Annotated in this window: 12 protein-coding genes and 1 pseudogene; 6 read left to right on the plus strand and 7 right to left on the minus strand. The window is 44.0% G+C overall.

Annotated features, from left to right (window positions below):
• Window positions 1–45: 45 nt before the first annotated feature.
• The 3 genes from V7R39_RS02605 to V7R39_RS02615 all read right to left on the minus strand — a co-directional run bounded on the left by V7R39_RS02605 (window position 46) and on the right by V7R39_RS02615 (window position 3835).
• A complete protein-coding gene (locus V7R39_RS02605; protein WP_334027844.1) occupies window positions 46–1782 on the minus strand; it encodes a hypothetical protein in 1737 nt (578 codons plus the stop codon).
• Window positions 1783–1971: 189 nt separating this feature from the next.
• Window positions 1972–2712, minus strand: coding sequence for a transglycosylase SLT domain-containing protein (locus V7R39_RS02610; protein ID WP_334027846.1), 741 nt, complete (start codon window positions 2710–2712; stop codon window positions 1972–1974).
• A 175-nt stretch (window positions 2713–2887) separates the two neighbouring features.
• Window positions 2888–3835: a DNA ligase gene (locus V7R39_RS02615; protein WP_334027847.1), complete on the minus strand. Its 948-nt coding sequence runs from the start codon at window positions 3833–3835 to the stop codon at window positions 2888–2890.
• A gap of 217 nt (window positions 3836–4052) precedes the next feature.
• Between V7R39_RS02615 and V7R39_RS02620 the strand changes: the two genes are divergently transcribed.
• Window positions 4053–4895, plus strand: a complete 843-nt coding sequence (locus V7R39_RS02620; protein WP_334027849.1) for a DUF4198 domain-containing protein — start codon at window positions 4053–4055, stop codon at window positions 4893–4895.
• A gap of 76 nt (window positions 4896–4971) precedes the next feature.
• Here the strand turns inward: V7R39_RS02620 and V7R39_RS02625 are convergent, their stop codons facing one another.
• From V7R39_RS02625 to V7R39_RS02635, 4 genes and pseudogenes are all read right to left on the minus strand, one after another.
• Window positions 4972–5376: a hypothetical protein gene (locus V7R39_RS02625; RefSeq protein WP_334027851.1), complete on the minus strand. Its 405-nt coding sequence runs from the start codon at window positions 5374–5376 to the stop codon at window positions 4972–4974.
• 162 nt (window positions 5377–5538) lie between these two features.
• A pseudogene (locus V7R39_RS17770) lies at window positions 5539–5691 on the minus strand (hypothetical protein); the annotation flags it as partial.
• Window positions 5692–5934: 243 nt separating this feature from the next.
• Window positions 5935–8745 carry a bifunctional aconitate hydratase 2/2-methylisocitrate dehydratase gene (locus V7R39_RS02630; protein WP_334027853.1) on the minus strand — a complete coding sequence of 937 codons (2811 nt, stop codon included), beginning with the start codon at window positions 8743–8745 and terminating at the stop codon, window positions 5935–5937.
• Window positions 8746–9160: 415 nt separating this feature from the next.
• Complete coding sequence (locus V7R39_RS02635; RefSeq protein ID WP_334027855.1) at window positions 9161–10402, minus strand: PQQ-dependent sugar dehydrogenase; 1242 nt, start codon at window positions 10400–10402, stop codon at window positions 9161–9163.
• 50 nt (window positions 10403–10452) lie between these two features.
• On the opposite strand from V7R39_RS02635, the gene V7R39_RS02640 reads away from it, so the two are divergent.
• The 5 genes from V7R39_RS02640 to V7R39_RS02660 all read left to right on the plus strand — a co-directional run bounded on the left by V7R39_RS02640 (window position 10453) and on the right by V7R39_RS02660 (window position 17750).
• Window positions 10453–10908: a hypothetical protein gene (locus tag V7R39_RS02640; protein ID WP_334027857.1), complete on the plus strand. Its 456-nt coding sequence runs from the start codon at window positions 10453–10455 to the stop codon at window positions 10906–10908.
• A gap of 138 nt (window positions 10909–11046) precedes the next feature.
• Window positions 11047–12618 (plus strand): AMP-binding protein, encoded by a 1572-nt coding sequence (locus V7R39_RS02645; RefSeq protein ID WP_334027859.1) that lies wholly within the window; start codon window positions 11047–11049, stop codon window positions 12616–12618.
• Between the two features lie 299 nt (window positions 12619–12917).
• Window positions 12918–14090: an FIST signal transduction protein gene (locus V7R39_RS02650; protein WP_334027861.1), complete on the plus strand. Its 1173-nt coding sequence runs from the start codon at window positions 12918–12920 to the stop codon at window positions 14088–14090.
• Window positions 14087–16666: a hybrid sensor histidine kinase/response regulator gene (locus tag V7R39_RS02655; protein ID WP_334027863.1), complete on the plus strand. Its 2580-nt coding sequence runs from the start codon at window positions 14087–14089 to the stop codon at window positions 16664–16666. The genes V7R39_RS02650 and V7R39_RS02655 overlap by 4 nt, the downstream gene beginning before the upstream one ends.
• A complete protein-coding gene (locus V7R39_RS02660) occupies window positions 16656–17750 on the plus strand; it encodes a response regulator (RefSeq protein WP_334027865.1) in 1095 nt (364 codons plus the stop codon). Before V7R39_RS02655 ends, V7R39_RS02660 begins: the two co-directional genes overlap by 11 nt.
• Window positions 17751–17991 lie beyond the last annotated feature (241 nt).

The following is a 17991-nucleotide window of genomic DNA, read 5'->3' on the forward strand; positions in this document are numbered from 1 at the left end:
GTAGTTTATACATTAATCTGGGTAACATCCAATGGTGCAGTTACCTCAAAAACTTCTCAGTAACGGTGCGCTCGTTGCAACGCCAAAAGATAAAAATGCTTCATTTAACGCAATTGACACTTCGCATAGCAACTCAGGCTCCCCCACATATGACGCGGCAGAAGCAACCACATCTATGTAGGAGTCGTTTTGTTCGCGCATAATAGCTAGCACCTTTTGAATATACTCTTGCTGAGTCTCTTCATCCATGACGAGATGGGCTTCCTGGTAAGTACGGATTAACGCAGCAATCGCATCTTGCTCCTGTGCCCTCAGTTCGGGAGAAACGGTTCCTTCATTGCCATAGCTGTTTTCGTCAGGAACCTCTTCAGGATACGTAAACGAAGCAAACGCTAGGGGAAAATCTGTTTGCAGCGCTTTCATTTGGGCTATTTGCGACTGCCAAAATTGAACCACTGCCTCATCACTTGCTGTCGAAAGATATATTGGCAATAACTCATCGTACAACAAGACCCGAAATTCATTGCTAATGTGGTTTTGGCTTTTGCCCGTCAGCATGCCGGCTAGATTAATGTCGATGGCTCGCTGGTATGCGTCAGGGTCGTGCTGCTTCATCGCTACCATAAAATCTAGCGTTAAAAGACCAGACTCTATTTCTGCTGGTGTTATAGAAGAATCAGGTCCTAAGCCGCTTATTGGGTATAACCTTGAGTCAACAACGTCGTTAACAATGTTGGCCTTAAGTAGCTCTTGGGACGTCGGTACCCAAAATGTGTCGTTAGGAGTACGCATTACTTTTTTAATAAACCATACAGGAAGGTTTTCGCCCTCGTAGGCTTTTTTCATATCAGCGCCGAGCTCGGTATTATCGTGGGCCGATGCAGTCCCAACACCCGGAGCATGAAACTTGAGCTTACCATTTTCGCCGAGCGTTCTTTTTGCCCCGGCAACAAAAAGTAAGGTGCAGGCGGATGCACATTCAGTTTTCACGTAAGTCTCTGCACCACTGCGCTTAATGGTATCCATCATGCGTATTGCAGCAAGAATTCGACCGCCTTGGCTATGAAGGTGAATGCGATTTATGTTTGGATACAGTGCCAATTGCTCTTTGAGCAGTTCGTTTGAGCCAATTTCGATGTGACCCATTAGTTCCAAATCATGGCCATCATTGAGAACTCTGAATTCAGTCTTTTCATAGGGGCCATCACCCACCAGCATTTCAATACTGGCCTTCATCAGTGGAAACCCCGTGTTATACATGGTGACTGAAAAGGTAAGTAAGCTAATACCCAGCATAATAATCGCAACATTTGCCCATCCTGAACGGCCCGTTCGCAAAGGGTGCTTTAAGGCGGTTCTGAATAGACCAACGGACTGCCATGTAACGACAGTAATAATAAACGTATAAAGTACAAGAGAAAGCCCTCCTAACTGCCACTTAGCCGTTGCTTGCTCCATTGCTACTGCTATAAGCGCGTTAAAAGCATAGATGAGTAGCGACGTCGCAATACCAACAACCCAATAGCTCATTGGCAGCGATACTTGGCCCCGCCAATATCTAATAAACCAGTTTGGATGAAGTGCTTCCACTAGTGGTGTGAAGCCGTTTTGTGATTGGCTAAGTTGCCCTGCATTGTCTTGCTGCACGCCTGGGCTATCGTGTCGTGAGGCAATTTCTTTTAGTATCTGTTTCACACGCTCTGGGTGGGCTTCTTTATCGATATTTGATAAGGCATCGTTGAGCTCGTAAAGCGAATATTGTGCATAGTTAGGATGATCCAAGTTCAATTCCATTTGTTATTTTATTTTGATGACGTGTTTTGATGCAGTGCTTTAATGGCGCGTTTTGATTACGTGCATACCCTGCGCTAACAGGACAGTAAACCGCCTTTATTATACTGAATAAGCATACCCCCTAACAGTTAACAAACAGCATTGGCTTAATGCTCTTTACACTACACAATGTACACCCTAATCTAACTCATTTTCTATAATATGCTGATACTCACGAATTCGCTGCACGTACCTTAAAGGCTCTATACCGCGGGCATAGTCATAGCGTAAATCTTTGTAATATCGCTTATCGCTAAGTAAGGGCAATACTTGCTTCATATCGGCCCATTTATGGGGGTTCAAATTAAGTTTGCGCGCCAAAGTTTGCGCATCGTGTAAATGGGCACGGCCTACGTTATACGCAGCTAGCGCAAGCCAGGTGCGATCAGGTTCTTCCACTTCATCGACAAATCGGTGGGTTCTGATTTTAGCAAGGTAGCGGGCACCACCAAATATACTTTGCTTAGGATCTAGCCTGTTATTAACCCCTACTTCTTTAGCTGTTTGTTGTGTCAGCATCATTATACCGCGCACACCTGTGGGGCTTGTTGCATCCGCTAACCAATGGGACTCTTGATACGCTTGTGCCGCTAGTAAGTGAAAGGGTAAGTCATACATTGTTGCAGCGTCGCTGAAATACTGCGTGTATTCAGGAAACCGCTTTTCAACTCGGCGAATGAACGTGCGCGTGTCCACATAGTCGAACACCTCAAAGAAACCGTAATATTGGTCTAACATGCTCTCTAAACGACCGCTTTTCTCGTATTCGAGATACCAGTTATCGAGTTCAGCAGTAACAGTAGAATCATTTTCCTGACTGCCATTCGGTGACTTTTCACATGCGGCAAGAGAAAAAACGATTACAGTGAGGAACAACATTTCTATAAAAACTGCATTGCGACTACCTTATCTATCCTGTCTTAAGCCCCAAAAGCAACGTTACCAGTTTGAGCAAGGCGCTAATTAAGAAATACAACCGTATAGCACATATCTCTATTTTGCAATTTAGCGGCAATATACGCGTTCACTACACACTACCTTTCAACAACGCGTCCTAGTTAACATTAGCCGTTGAAGCTTCTGACAAATCTTTTTCAGGGCGAATATGCATAAAGCTGGCAAAACGAGGCTTTCCCGAATTGGTATACCCATAAAATTTATACGTAACCCACTCACCAATCTCTGGCGGGTGCCGCCTCTCGTTGTTTGAAAATCCGCTACCAAGTTTAAATTGAACGCCATCGGCCCGTTCTACTAACAGCGAGCCCATCGTGGTTTTAAATTTACCCTTTCCCTTAATATGGGCAATGACCTTTGCCTCGCTATCTTGATGGCGCTTAAGCTTGAGTAAATGGGCGCTGCGACCATCAACATATCGAGCCTGACGATGGTGAAGCATAAGCCCCTCCCCGCCAGCATCTACCACACTGTTTAACTTTGCTTGTAGAGCTTCATGGGTGTGCAGCACAAATTGAGGAATTGCGAGAAGCGCTGGGCTAGTTACTGTGTCAGTCAGTCGCTTTATCTCTTGTGCTCTTTGTTCAAAAGACTGCATGAGCAGCGGCATATCAAACACCATAAATTTTATTTTTTCCCAGCGCTCGTCAGGAATGTCAGTAAGCACAATAGACGCTGTATCTTCAAACTTACCTCGCGCAAACCACAGCTCGCCATCTAGCGTAGTGTTTGGCCAAGCCCGCGTAAACCACTTTGGGGCATGAATAATATTGCCCTTTCGGGTGAGAAGCTCTGTTCCCGTCCATCTTGCCCGAATGCCATCAAGCTTTTCACTTATCAAATAATCGCTAAGTGCCACAGTATGATGAGACGCGGTGTATAAATTCGCAGTCTGTGTGGGGACGTGCTGATGAATATCACCGGGCGTCTTGGCGATTACGCTAGTGCATGCCGCAATTAACATCCATGGCAACAACCATACTAATACCGACGCCAATCTGCCAAGCATAAATAGCCCTGCTTTAACTCGCTTACTCGTGCTCATGATGTATCTCTGTGAATCTACTTAGTTAAATTAAACGTAAGGTTATTAGTAATTAAATAAACTGTGCTTCAGATGGGTTCTGCGTGCTGTTCTATAGCGTTACGGAATTCAGCAAATAGAATAAAGGCAAAAGTAAAGGAGTACAGATCAGGGCATGCAGCTCTCTGAGAGCTGTCTTTTAAAGATGAGCTATTTAAACGAAAACGGATGTAAATAGATGAAAGCAATTAAAATACGAAAAGCACTACTCGGTAGCCTAGCGACACTCACGGTAGCAGCCTATGCGCCATTTTCATTGGCTCACGACTTTTGGCTTGAGCCAACGCAGTTTCATTTTGAGGAAGCATCGCCAATAGCAGTGCAGTTTAAGGTGGGTCATAAAGAAGACATTGATAGCTGGAATTTAACGTGGGATAAAATAGTGGCTCTTCGCAACTACACCTCAACAGGGGTTGAGGATATGGCAGCAGGCATTATTCCCAAGTCTAGCTTACTACCGGGGGTGGCTAAAACCTCTACGCTGCAAGCTGGTAGTTATATTATCGGCTTTGAAAGCTATCACAGTGTGAGCGTGCTAAAAGCAGACAAATTTAACGACTACGCTAAAAAAGAAGGGCTTAAAGAAGTCGTTGAATATAGAAAAGACAAAGGCCTTGAAGGTTACGATGGAGAAGAACTGTACTCCCGAAAAGCAAAAGCAATTGTACAAGTGGGAGAAACACTTACCGACAACGTTACCAAGCCAATTGGTCATACACTAGAAATTGTCCCCCTTAGCCACCCTTTCACATTAGGCGAAGATAACACCCTCACCGTTCAAGTGCTTTTCAAAGGCAAGCCTTTACGAGATGCCTTAATTGATTCTGTGCCTCTTAAAAATGCATCTCACGAAACGCAGTCATTCCTTACCGATGAGAAAGGGCAAGCAACATTTACTTTCAAAGAATCTGGGGCAGTGAAACTAAATTGCGTTTGGGGAGTTCCGCTTGAAAATAATATTAAAGCCGACTTTGAAACGTATTTTTCAAGCCTTACGTTTACAGTAAACCGTGAAAATTAATGCAACGACAGTGCGCTGACGCTTCAATCCGCCATCTCGATTTGAGTGGCGGAGACCAAATAACAACCTCCCCTACTTAGGATGAGGCAGACAGCTTTTGTTTGTATTCACTGGATAGCCATTGTGACGCTTCATCAAAATCGGTGAAAAACAAATAATCCATATGTTTCAACTCGGGGATTCTTTGAAACATCATTCCGCGGATAACAGGGCCCTTGAATACATACGCCTTGGCTATTAGTCCCATTTCAGGTAGGCGATTTACAATGTGTTTTACCATATCGAACGCTTCAGGCGTTGCCCCTTCAACCTCGCTTATATCTGCAAGCAAAGCGAAAGGTTTCATGTTTAAACCCATGACTAACTTAAAAAGGTGCTCGCGATACTCTTCTGCACTACGCCCATTGAAAATTCCATAAAGCTTGCTGGTTATAACCCCATTTTCATAACTTATTGATAGGGCGCTTAGTTTTTTATGCATCGCTAACCTTTGTCGTTTATCATCATTGCAATCATAGTCGATAGAAAGTATGAAATAAATCAACGCCCTAATGTTTAACTTAAACTAGAAAATTTTTAACGAATCACCTAAACAAAGGCTGCTTTTTCAACAAGACACACTTTCAGCCGAGGCGGCGAGCGATTAGTGTAGACAGTTTTTACTGTCCACGGGCTTTGTTATATAACTACTCATTCCTGAGGATAGCGCTTTGTCGATTTCATCTGACACTACCGATGCCGTGAATGCCACAACAGGAGTATTTACACCTTTATTACGCAATTCTAATGTCGTTTCAGCCCCGTCATTTTTTAAACGTTTAAACGTTTAAATGTTTTTCAAGGCTTGCGTATAGGCTAAATGCGCAACATGTGAATTAGCCGTAAGTCACGAACAGAAGCGTTTCAGATACTAAAAAAATTATCTGACCGGATATATACCTAAGAGCGTGCAAAAAAAAGCCCCAACTAATGTCGGGGCTTCTAAGGGTTAAACTTGGTTTCAATAAACGTTGCTTTACGCCAAAATCAGACGTTTACATTAAACGTTTTGAATCGCTACGTCTGGCGTGAATTTAGGCGCAACGGCCATATCTTCAGCAGGTGGAGCGAAGTCTGTAAGGTTAATCCCCTCAACCGCCGCTTTGTACTCGTCCATAGTTGGGAAGCGACCTAACACAGCAGACAGCACAACTAATGGCGTCGAACCAAGCAGCGATTCACCTTTTTTCTCTTCAGAGTCGGCAACAACACGTCCTTGGAACAGACGAGTAGACGTAGCGATAACCGTATCACCAGGCTCTGCCTTTTCTTGGTTACCCATACAAAGGTTACACCCTGGACGCTCTAGGTACATGATGTTGTCATACTTAGTACGCGCAGACTCTTTTGGCTTAGCATCATCAAACTCAAAACCAGCGTACTTGGTAAGAATATCCCAATCGCCTTCCGCTTTTAGTTCATCAACAATATTGTATGTTGGTGGTGCAACAACAAGCGGCACGTTAAACGAGACACTGCCATTTTGCTTTTCCAAATTGCGAAGCATTTGAGCAATAATCTGCATGTCGCCTTTGTGAACCATACAAGAACCAACGAATGCTAGGTCGACTGCTTTTCCGTCATAGTATGAAACTGGACGAATAACATCGTGCGTGTAACGCTTAGACACGTCGTCGTTGTTTACATCAGGGTCAGCAATCATTGGCTCATCGATTTGGTCTAAATCAACCACCACTTCTGCGTAATACTTAGCGTTGTCATCGGGTGCAAGCGCTGGCTCTTCACCAGACTTGATTTCAGCAATACGCTTATCAGCAAGGTCGATAAGACCCTGAAGCATATTCGCATCGTTGTCCATGCCCTTATCGATCATGATCTTGATACGTGTTTTAGCAAGCTCTAGAGACGCAATCATCGTCTCATCATTTGAGATACAGATTGACGCTTTCGCTTTCATCTCAGCCGTCCAGTCAGTAAACGTGAACGCTTGGTCAGCAAGCAAAGTACCAATTTGCACTTCAATAACACGACCTTGGAATACGTTCTCACCGCCAAATTGCTTAAGCATTTGCGCTTGAGTCGCGTGAACCACATCGCGGAAGTCCATGTGGCTCTTCATTTCACCTTTAAAGGTCACTTTTACCGACTCTGGAATTGGCATTGCCGCTTCACCAGTAGCAAGTGCTACCGCTACTGTACCGGAGTCAGCACCGAACGCGACACCTTTCGACATACGCGTATGTGAGTCACCACCAATGATGATAGCGCGATCATCAACAGTAATATCGTTCAATACTTTGTGAATTACGTCAGTCATTGCATGGTAAACCCCTTTAGGGTCACGTGCCGTGATTACGCCAAAGTTATTCATGAAAGACATAAGCTTAGGAATATTCGCTTGCGCTTTCTTATCCCATACCGATGCTGTGTGACAGCCCGATTGGTATGCACCGTCTACAAGCGGAGAAATCGTTGAAGCTGCCATTGATTCAAGCTCTTGGCATGTCATCGGACCGGTTGTATCTTGTGAGCCTACGATATTTACTTTAACGCGCACGTCTGAACCAGCGTGAAGCGGGGTCTCAGATTTAACGCCTACCGCATTGCGGTTAAAGATTTTTTCAACAGCCGTTAGGCCTTGGTTCTTTTCTGATACTTCTTTGGAGCGCGCGTACACTTCAGGTACGTCTGTACCTAACACTTTCGCTGCAAAAGTTTGTAACTGCTTACCAAACGTTACCGCGTAAGAGCCACCGGCTTTCATAAACTCCATTTTTTGCGGAGTGAAAGCGCTGGATATATCGGCAAGCTCTTCTTGGCCGTTGTACAGCTTCTTCGCTTTAGTATCGATAGTTAGCACGGTGCCAGTAGCAACAGAGTATGCTTCTTCTAGCACTGGGTCGCCATTAGCATCGCGAACTACTTCACCGTTAGCATCCGTCTTTTTAACCCAATTTTTAAGGTCTAAGCCAATACCGCCAGTAACGTCTACGGTTGTTAAAAAGATTGGCGCGATACCGTTAGTACCTGCAACTACTGGTGCTTTGTTTACAAATGGAATGTAAGGACTTGCTGGTTCACCGGCCCAAAGTGCAACGTTATTCACACCAGACATGCGCGAAGAACCTACGCCCATTGTGCCTTTTTCTGCAATAAGCATTACTTTGGCATTTGGGTGTTTTTTACCTAGCTCAACAATTTCCTGCTGCGCTTCAGGCGTGATCATGCACTGGCCGTGTAGCTCGCGGTCTGCGCGAGAATGAGCTTGGTTGCCTGGAGATAATAAATCAGTAGAGATATCACCTTCTGCTGCAATATAAGTCACTACATCAATTTTCTCTGGTACATCAGGTAATTTAGTAAAGAACTCTGCTTTTGCGTAGCTCTCTAGAATGTCTTTTGCTATTGCATTGCCTGCGTTGAACGACGCTTCTAAACGTTCTGTATCAGCTTCGTAAAGGTAAACCTGTGTTTTCACTACTTCAGCAGCTGGTTTCGCAACCGCTTCGTTGTCTGAAAGTGCCAAATCAAGAAGCACTTCAACAGACGGGCCACCTTTCATATGAGAAAGAAGTTCTAATGCAAACTCAGGCGTGATTTCATCAACCTTTTCTTCGCCAAGTACAATTTCCTTCAGGAAAGTCGCTTTTACGCCAGCAGCGCTAGTGGTGCCTGGAAGGGTGTTGTAAATGAAGAACTTAAGAGAATCTTCGCGATGCTCATTACTTGTATCTTTAATTTGAGCAATGATTTCTGATAGTAAATCAGCACTATCAATGGGCTTAGGGTGTAGACCTAATTCCGCTTTACGGGTCTCGATTTCTGCCAGATATTCTGAATACAAACTCATAGGGTTCTCTCGGTCATAGTTTTACGTGGGCGTAGTGTTAAGTCGGTCTTAGCTATACGCATATAAAATTGTTGGTTATTTTAACTGATTTTTGCTCGTTACGTAATCTTTGAAGTAAATCAGCCCAAGTGGCCAGCTGTCGTGTTTCGCTAACATTAACACTAGCCGCAACTGCGTTAACGACTTAGCACAGATGGAGAAATCTAGATTTACTTATTATTATTCATGCACTTGCAAGAGTTACGGGCAACACTTTGTGCAAAATTCCCTCAATCCACTCTCATGCGCTAAATAAGCAATGGTGTTACATTTATGTCAGACATTTTTGCTGGTTATGGTTGTACCAGTTCAAATAATGCACAAAACACCTCAATATGGTGCCATCGGGCCTTGTTAATCTCTAATAGTGCACGGCCTAGTTTACAGGCGAAATTCTAATGACTTTCCCTTTCTCCCCATCGGTAAGCAGTAAAATGTCGCCGTTTTTATCGATTGCCACATCTCGCAAGCGAGTGTCTATTTTATCTAATAGCAACCTTGCGCCCTTTACCACACTGCCCTCTCTCAGATTTTTTAATGGCACCGCGTATACGCGCTTTGTTTTAAGTGCTGTAACAATCGCTGTGTTTTTTAACGCCGTAAATCTGTCATCATTATAAATAGCCATTGATGAGGGCGCTATTGACGGCGTCCAATCAAGCACTGGGTTTACCATACCGTCATAATGATCAAAGGGGGAGATTTGCGCACCTGAATAATCAACGCCTAAAGTCACCACCGGCCACCCGTAGTTATTACCACGAGTTACTCTATTAATTTCGTCGCCACCATCTGGCCCATGCTCGTTAAGTAAAATATCGCCACTTTGGGTGATAACAAGGCCTTGAGGGTTTCGATGCCCTAAGGTGTAAACATACGGGCTCTCAGGGAAAGGCGCATTAGCAAGTGGCTCACCGGTGATAGTAAAACCCAGTACTTTTCCAAGATGCGAACTTACTACCTGCGCCTGCTCACGATAGTCAAAGCCATCTCCAGAGGTCAGCAGGTATTCCTCATTACCTAAACTTAGCAATTTAGCGCCGTAGTGCACAGGGGTGTCTCTAAACGTATTAATCTCAAACACTGGCTGAATATTCGTGACGCCGGATGCTGAAGAAAATTGGCCAGATACCACCACCAGTTTATTCTCTGAGTCCGTCCCTTTTGAGTAAGATAACAACAGCGTCGATGAGGTATCAAAATCGTCAGCGGGGATAACATCTAACCAGCCTCCTTGTCCTTTGGTATAGAGACCCGGCAGACTAACCTTTACCCTAGATTGCGCATTTGATTCATTGATAATGGCTAACTGTCCGTCACGTTGAGTAACTAGGATTACCCCACTTGGCAGTACTTCAATAGACTTGGGAAATGAAAGCCCATCGATGACTACATTTGTTGTATATTGGCTCTTTGTGAGCAATGGCTCTTTTGACACTGCCTCTTTTGACACTGGCTCTTTTAGCAATGACTCCTTTGAATGTGGCTTTTCTGATATGGCTTCTTGGGCCTTTATGCTTACAGATAAGCACGCTATCAGCATTGTACTGGCTACAATCAGTGCGCTCGTTACCTTCATATCCACTCTCGAGATTGGTTTCTTTAATAACACTATCATGGTATACCCGTTTCATACGCTAAATTTATACACGCTCAATGTGGTGCTTAATGCTCGCCTTTTTACGACAGACTTTTTTTAGTTTTATACCTGCTTGGATTATCGCTTTTGTTTTCGCAAGCGTATTACACTCTCACTTTGTTCTGTTTGAGTTGGCGGCACTTGACATCGATATTCCAGTTTCCAAGTGGCTTACTATGGTGCTGGAGGACCTGTCTGGTTTACTACCAACCTACGGTGCCATTATTGCAGTGACACTCACGCTCAGTTTTTTCATCGCGAGTAGACTTAACAGCCTCCTTGAAAAGCGCGCTCTCACGCTGACAAAAAATGGCGCCGCAGGCATTTTTGGCGCCGCAGGCGCTATCGGCTTTTTAGTCATGCTAGCGGCTATGCAACCTATTTTAGACGTGACGCTTATAGCGGGCGCTAGAAGTCACCTCGGCATTGCAGCTCAATGTATTGCTGGCTTTGTATCTGGCATTGTCTACGGCCGCTTACGCTAACTCACGGTGATAGTTCACAACCATTAATATTACTTTTGGTTATAATAATTTATAAACCAACAAAGATGTAAATGAAAAGTTAACTTTGCTAATGTTACGCTATTATTGAATAACCGCGCCCTACTAGGAACAAGCAATATGATAACTTATCCAGAAAACGTCACCTGCTTAGCTGATTATATCGAAAGTGTATTAACGAAGTTTGCTGATAGACCCGCATATACTGCATTGGGGCAAACCCTTACGTTTAGCGAGATTGATGAGAAATCATCCGCACTTGCCCGCTACCTTGTTAATGAGGCCAAGCTTGAACCTGGCTCCCGTGTGGCTATCCAGCTTCCAAACCTCATACAAAACCCTATTGCGGTATATGCAGCCCTTCGTGCTGGCCTTGTGGTGGTAAATACCAACCCGCTCTACACTGAACGCGAAATGAAGCATCAGTTTACAGACAGCGGTGCCACTGCACTTATCATCCTTAGTGACTTACTCCCTAAGTATGACGCAATTAAAAGCGATACCACTATTCGCACTGTCATTACAACGTCTGCCACCGAACTGCTAGACCCGAGCTCGGCACCTTCTATCGAAGGCACTGTATCACTATCAAGTGCCATCGAAACCGGCGCTAAAACTGCAGAGTTCAAACGCCCAGCGGTAGAAAAAGAAGAATTGGCCATGTTGCAATATACTGGCGGAACTACGGGTGTAAGTAAAGGGGCGGCACTGAGTCACAATAACGTACTAGCCAACTGCATCCAAATGCTCGACAGAATAGGTCAGCAGTTTAAAGACGGCCAAGAAATCGTAGTGTGCCCCTTGCCGCTTTACCATATATACGCCTTTACGGTGTGCATGATGGCGCTATTTTCAAAAGGCAGTCAAATTGTACTTATCCCGAACCCAAGAGATATCGACGGCTTCATTCAAACGCTTAAGCCGCACTCAATCACTGCTTTTGCCGGTATTAATACGTTATTTGTTGGATTAGGTCGTCACCCTGAATTTGCCAAACTCGACTTCTCAAAACTACACCTAACAATGTCAGGTGGCACGGCATTAACGCAAGCCGCTGTGTCTATTTGGAAGGGGGTTACCGGTAATACTATCACTGAAGGATACGGCCTGTCTGAAACTGCACCAGTGGTATCGTTTAATATCCCTGGAAAAGAAGAAATTGGCACCGTCGGGCATGAGCTTGAAGATACTGAAGTCACGCTGCTCGACAGTTATGATAAACCTGTTGGCGATGGAGAGTCAGGCCAAATCGCAGTAAGAGGACCACAGGTTATGCTTGGGTATTGGCAGCGCGACGACGAAACTGCAAAAGTAATGACCGAGGACAACTTCTTTAAAACCGGCGATATTGGCGTACGCACTGAGTCAGGCGCAATAAAAATAGTCGACCGACTTAAAGACATGATCATCGTTTCTGGCTTTAATGTTTATCCTAATGAAATAGAGGAAATTCTCACCTCCCACCCCGACGTCATGGAAGCCGCGGTGGTTGGGAAGCCAGATGAAAAAACAGGTGAACGAGTTTGCGCATTCATTACCGTGAGTAACGATATCAAAGCAGATGACGTTATCGCCTTTTGTAAAGAGCAGCTCACTAACTACAAGGTGCCTAAGTCAATTGAGATTTTAGAGGAACTTCCTAAATCGACGGTTGGTAAAATTCTTCGCCGCGAACTAAGAGACAAAGGTTAGTCAACAAGAACTGATAAACCAATGCCAAATCGGTTTTGAACAATCAAGGTTAACTCTACTTCGAACAATGGCATGTCGCTGACGATTTCAGAAGCATGCCATGTTAATTCACTTCCCCTTCCCTATACCGCTGCTCTATAACACCACAAAATCTAAGCAGCCGAATTTAAACTCTCAGCATTAGGGCGAGTTGGGCTAAGTAACTAGCATTAAAAGCTGAACAATAAGCGGTAATAAGTTGATGCAAGTGGCATTTATCACTATAAATAACCTATAGATAATATAAAAGATTACCGCCTATGCTTTCCACATCGTTTACCTTTGAATCGTTTGAAGAAATCAAAACTCAACGGAGCGCGCTAGAGCAGTTTAATCCCTCTTTGATTATCCTTTATGCCGCACCGGCATTTTTCAAAGATGAATCACGCCCTACTGAACGCTTTAGCAAGATTATTGATGATCTGAGCCAGATTACCGCTAACATTGTAGGGTGTAGTACGGCAGGAGAAATTAGCTCTGACCAAGTTTCAAACGACACTATCGTTATGATTGCTATGAAATTTGAATGCGGTAGTTCGGTAAAAGTTCACACCTCTACACTTACTAGTATGCAAAATTCCTTTGATACCGGAGAAAAGCTCGGGCAACACATTGAACCGTTAGGTTTAAAGGGTATTTACGCACTAGCACCAGGGCTTGCCATTAATGGCTCTGCACTTATTCACGGGCTAGCGCATTCACTTTCCAGTGATGTAAAAGTTAGTGGTGGCCTCGCTGGCGATAACGCCTCTTTTGAAAAGACCTATGTTATTAGCCCTCAGGGTATACGCGAGGATACCGTGGTGGCGGTATGCTTTTATGGCGACAACCTATCTTTTGGCTATGGCGCATCAGGGGGTTGGCGCTCTTTTGGCCCTTCTCGCAGCGTCACAAAAGCCAAAGAAAATGTCCTCTACGAATTGGACAATGCGCCAGCTTTAGCCATCTATAAAGAGTATCTGGGTGAGTATGCCGCAGACTTGCCTGCGAATGGTTTGCTGTTCCCATTAGAAGTTATCGGCGAAGATCAAGAAGGCACTGGCCTTATCCGCACCATACTTGGCATTAATGAGGAAGATGGCAGTTTAATACTCGCCGGAGATGTTAAAGAAATGCAATACGTAAGGCTCATGCACGCTTCTACCGACAACCTGATTGATGGCGCACAACTAGCTGTGTCAAACGCCCTGACAGCTCCGAGTTCTCAGCCAGCACATAGCGTGGCATTAGTGACCAGCTGTGTTGGCAGAAAGCTGGTGATGGGCGACCGCGTTGAAGAGGAGCTGGAGTGTGTGCAGGAACATTTACCGACTAATACCTGCATTGCCGGTTTTTATTCCTACGGCGAAATTTGCCCTTTTAATAATCAATCTGATAGCAAGCTATATAATCAAACCATGTCGATGACGCTAATTCAGGAAACCACCTCTTGAACTCATTGCTTACTAGGCAGCTAAGAAAAGCATTCGGATTGAAAAGCACCGAACAGCTTGAGCAATGGCTATCGTCTTTAGATGGCACACATACCAGTGAATTGTCTCAACGCGCGTTACAACGGGGGTTAAAACACCTTATCAAGCGGGTAGACGATTCTTATCAGTTTCACGAGCGTGATATCACGCTGCGCGAGCGCAGTTTAGCACTTAGCTCAAAGGAACTTTTCGCCGCAAACGAACAAATACGCAATGAGCTAGTAGTGCAACAGAAAGTGGTGGATACACTTCGCTCTTCTGTGAACTTACTATTAGTCGATCAGAACAAGCCTCCTATCAAAGATAATCTTGCCAACATTTCCACGCTATCTGAAATGATGCTTGAGCTGACGAATGAACAAAAGGCAGTGGAGAGAAAAGTACAGCGCGCACTGGACGATGCAGAAAGTGCAAATAAGGCAAAAAGTGAATTTTTAGCCACTATCAGCCATGAAATAAGAACGCCTATGAATGCCGTCATCGGCCTCACTCATTTGGCACTCGATGCTGAAGATGCAGAAAACAAACAGGCTTATCTAGAAAAGGTAAAAAAGAATGCGGCCTACTTGCTCGACCTTATCAACAATATATTAGACTTATCGAAGGTTGAGGCAGGTAAAATTGACGTTGCCAATGACACTTTTTCACTGACCGATACGATAGAAAAATTGGCACACGTGTTTCAAATAAAAGCGAGCGATAAGCATCTTCAATTGCTTTTCGATATACGTATAGATCCACATCAGCCATTTAGAGGAGATAGTGAAAAAATTTATCAGGTGTTGCTTAATTTGCTGAGTAATGCGGTGAAATTCACTTTCACAGGCACTATTATTATGAGCATATCAGCTCAATCCGAAGGTGTGGTGTTTAGTGTTACTGACACAGGCATGGGAATTAGCGAGCAGAATAAAGTTAAGCTTTTCGACGCCTTTGTGCAGGCTGATACATCAATTTCACGACATTTTGGCGGAACGGGGTTAGGGCTTACTATTTGTAAAAGCCTCGTCGAAAATATGGGTGGCAAGCTCAATTTTACAAGCGAAGAGGGAAAAGGCAGTGAGTTCTATTTTTCTTTACCAATTATAAAAGAATCTAACAGTCTCCCCCTTGCCACTGACCGGGCACCTTTTCCTACCTCTCACCTTACTTCAAAAACAGCATTCCCAAAGAAAGCGCTATGTATCAAAAGCTGTGCGTCTGTGGCACAAGGATGCGAAATATTAAAACGCACGCTGCATCGCTTACAAATAGATTGTGAGATTATAGATAGTAGCCAAGATACGCTTCCAGATAATGCTGATATATCAGTGATTTTTTTACCTGACGAGAATGAAGCGTGGCAACGCTTCATTACTCAGGTGCGCTTAGGCGAATTTGAACATCTAAATTTAACCACTGTGATCAGTTCTCGAACAAAAGTGAACGTGGCAAATAAACTAAAAAATGCTCAAATTGAGAATATTGATGCCATTGAACTCCCCTTTACTGATTTAGACTTGTTAACGATTTTTTCTCAGTCGAACAAGAGCACAGGAAATCTTAATCATGACGGTCTAGAAACTAACAAATGGCGCAAAAAACGGCTTACAGGTAAACACGCTCTAATCGTTGACGACGATACGATAAGTATTGAAATAAGTCAGCAAATACTGCGCAACATCGGCATGAAAGTCACTTCAGCATTAACGGGTAAACAAGCTCTCGCGATGTGTGATAAATATAACTTTGACGCCATATTACTGGATTGCCACTTGCCTGATATATCCGGGCATGACGTTGCTAATCAACTTTCTATGAAGGACAGATGGTCCACTCCCATAATCGCGCTGAGTACTGATGAGTCTGTGGCAGTGAGAGAAAAAGCTCTCGAATCTGGAATGTGTCAGTATCTTGTGAAACCCGCAATAGCAGATTTCATTATTCATACCATAGATAAACATATTCACTCGGGATACATAGAAATTAAAGCACCGCCCGCTGACAATGTTTTTTTAACGTCGTTATGTAGTTTTTATGATGCCTATAAACACCCTCATATAGTAACGGCGCTGCTCGATATTGCTGAGAGCTCAGAAAACACAATAGCTGCAAACACACCACTAATTGGTCAAATGCTAGATGATACAAAGCATATTGGCGCTTTTTCGCTACATCACTTTTTAGTTGAGCTGCTTAATAAACACTTTGAGACTCACGATAGTATAAAGCAGGGTATCGCCACTCTGTCACAGCATCTTGACGCAACCCTGAGGCTTATAGCACATACTCTTGAAGTAGAAACGGCAGCCCCATCAATAGCACCGTCAGATGGGTCAATACAGCCTCTGATAGAGAACATGCAAGATCTCATGCTACTGCTAGAGTCGTTTGACGCCCAAGCAATATCGCAAATTGAAGAGATACGCAGAAAGTATAGCGATAGTGAATATCTCGATTATATCGAAAACATACAGCAACTTTGCTCTGTTTACGATTTTGAGAACGCACTTGAGTTTTCAGATGATCTATTGGAAAGATTGAGCAATGAGAAATAATTTGCAGGCAAACAAAAAGCAATTTAGCGTGCTCGTAGTTGATGACGAGCCAGCCAATATAGATTTACTTAGCGGTATTTTGGGTCCTTTTTACGATATAAAAGTGGCTCCATCGGGCAAGATTGCACTTAAAATCGTGCAAAAGTACACACCAGACCTTATTTTGCTCGATGTCATGATGCCTGAAATGGATGGTTTCGAGGTGTGTCGAAAACTCAAGTCAGACAACAGACTAGCAGACATACCCGTTATTTTTGTCACTGCACTCATTCAAGCGGCTGATGAAGAAAGAGGTTTTGCATTAGGCGCCATCGACTATATTACTAAACCCGTTTCGCCCAGTATCACCCTAGCCAGAGTAAAAACTCACATATCCCTCGCACATCAAATGCGCACCACTGAAGAGCTAGTAAAACAACGTACTGCTGACTTACAGCTTAGTCAACAAAGCGCTATTACTATGCTAGCAGCTGCAGGACATTATAACGATAACGACACGGGCCATCATATATGGCGTATGGCCGCGTACAGTAAATGCATAGCGCTAGCCAATGGATGGGACTATGACAGTGCAAACTTACTCGCACAGGCCGCACCCATGCACGATACAGGAAAAATCGGCATTCCTGACAACATATTAAAAGCCCCCAGAAAGCTTCACGATGATGAAATGAGCATTATGAAAACCCATGCTGCAATAGGTCATAAAATACTGTCCCAAAGTAAGACACCACTGTTTGATATGGCCGCTGAAATTGCGTTGTGCCACCATGAAAAGTGGGACGGCTCTGGTTACCCAAATGGGCTTAAAGGAGCCGATATTCCGCTAAGCGCAAGAATAGTCGCTATTGCTGATGTGTTTGATGCACTTACCATGAAGCGCCCCTACAAGAAGGCTTGGGCGAATGAAGAAGCGTTTGATTATATTTTCAAAGAATCGGGAAAACACTTCGACCCCAACTTGGTAGACGTATTTTTGGATATACAAGAAGACCTACTGAATACTAAAGCCTATTGGAACCGTCTTGAAGCCCGGGGCATTGTGCCATCGGTCGCTAGTTTTTTACCCGACGAGCAATACTAATACCAGTACGCATAGATAATTGCTCATTCAGAAGGGCAAGTTTAAAATGTCCGTACTCTTTGTTGTGTTACCTTGATGTAGAGCCACTGCACCTGCGGTAACACGCCGCGATTACGAACATTTTAAATCTCGCTGTGTGGGTAACTATCTATGCGGGCTGGTATAAAGACCGCCACATAACAAAAAGACCATAAAGCAGTGTCTGCTTTATGGTCTTTTTTAGTGTTTTGGATGAGTAGCT

The organism is Alteromonas sp. P256, assembly GCF_036864455.1.
GTDB lineage: Bacteria > Pseudomonadota > Gammaproteobacteria > Enterobacterales > Alteromonadaceae > Alteromonas.

Excerpts from the sequence above, each read along its gene's own strand:
- V7R39_RS02610 (WP_334027846.1), bottom strand. The coding sequence starts at position 2,712 with ATGTTGTTCCTCACTGTAATCGTTTTTTCTCTTGCCGCATGTGAAAAG.
- V7R39_RS02635 (WP_334027855.1), bottom strand. The coding sequence starts at position 10,402 with ATGATAGTGTTATTAAAGAAACCAATCTCGAGAGTGGATATGAAGGTA.
- V7R39_RS02645 (WP_334027859.1), top strand. The coding sequence starts at position 11,047 with ATGATAACTTATCCAGAAAACGTCACCTGCTTAGCTGATTATATCGAA.
- V7R39_RS02625 (WP_334027851.1), bottom strand. The coding sequence starts at position 5,376 with ATGCATAAAAAACTAAGCGCCCTATCAATAAGTTATGAAAATGGGGTT.
- V7R39_RS02660 (WP_334027865.1), top strand. The coding sequence starts at position 16,656 with ATGAGAAATAATTTGCAGGCAAACAAAAAGCAATTTAGCGTGCTCGTA.
- V7R39_RS02630 (WP_334027853.1), bottom strand. The coding sequence starts at position 8,745 with ATGAGTTTGTATTCAGAATATCTGGCAGAAATCGAGACCCGTAAAGCG.
- V7R39_RS02640 (WP_334027857.1), top strand. The coding sequence starts at position 10,453 with ATGCTCGCCTTTTTACGACAGACTTTTTTTAGTTTTATACCTGCTTGG.
- V7R39_RS02615 (WP_334027847.1), bottom strand. The coding sequence starts at position 3,835 with ATGAGCACGAGTAAGCGAGTTAAAGCAGGGCTATTTATGCTTGGCAGA.
- V7R39_RS02650 (WP_334027861.1), top strand. The coding sequence starts at position 12,918 with ATGCTTTCCACATCGTTTACCTTTGAATCGTTTGAAGAAATCAAAACT.
- V7R39_RS02620 (WP_334027849.1), top strand. The coding sequence starts at position 4,053 with ATGAAAGCAATTAAAATACGAAAAGCACTACTCGGTAGCCTAGCGACA.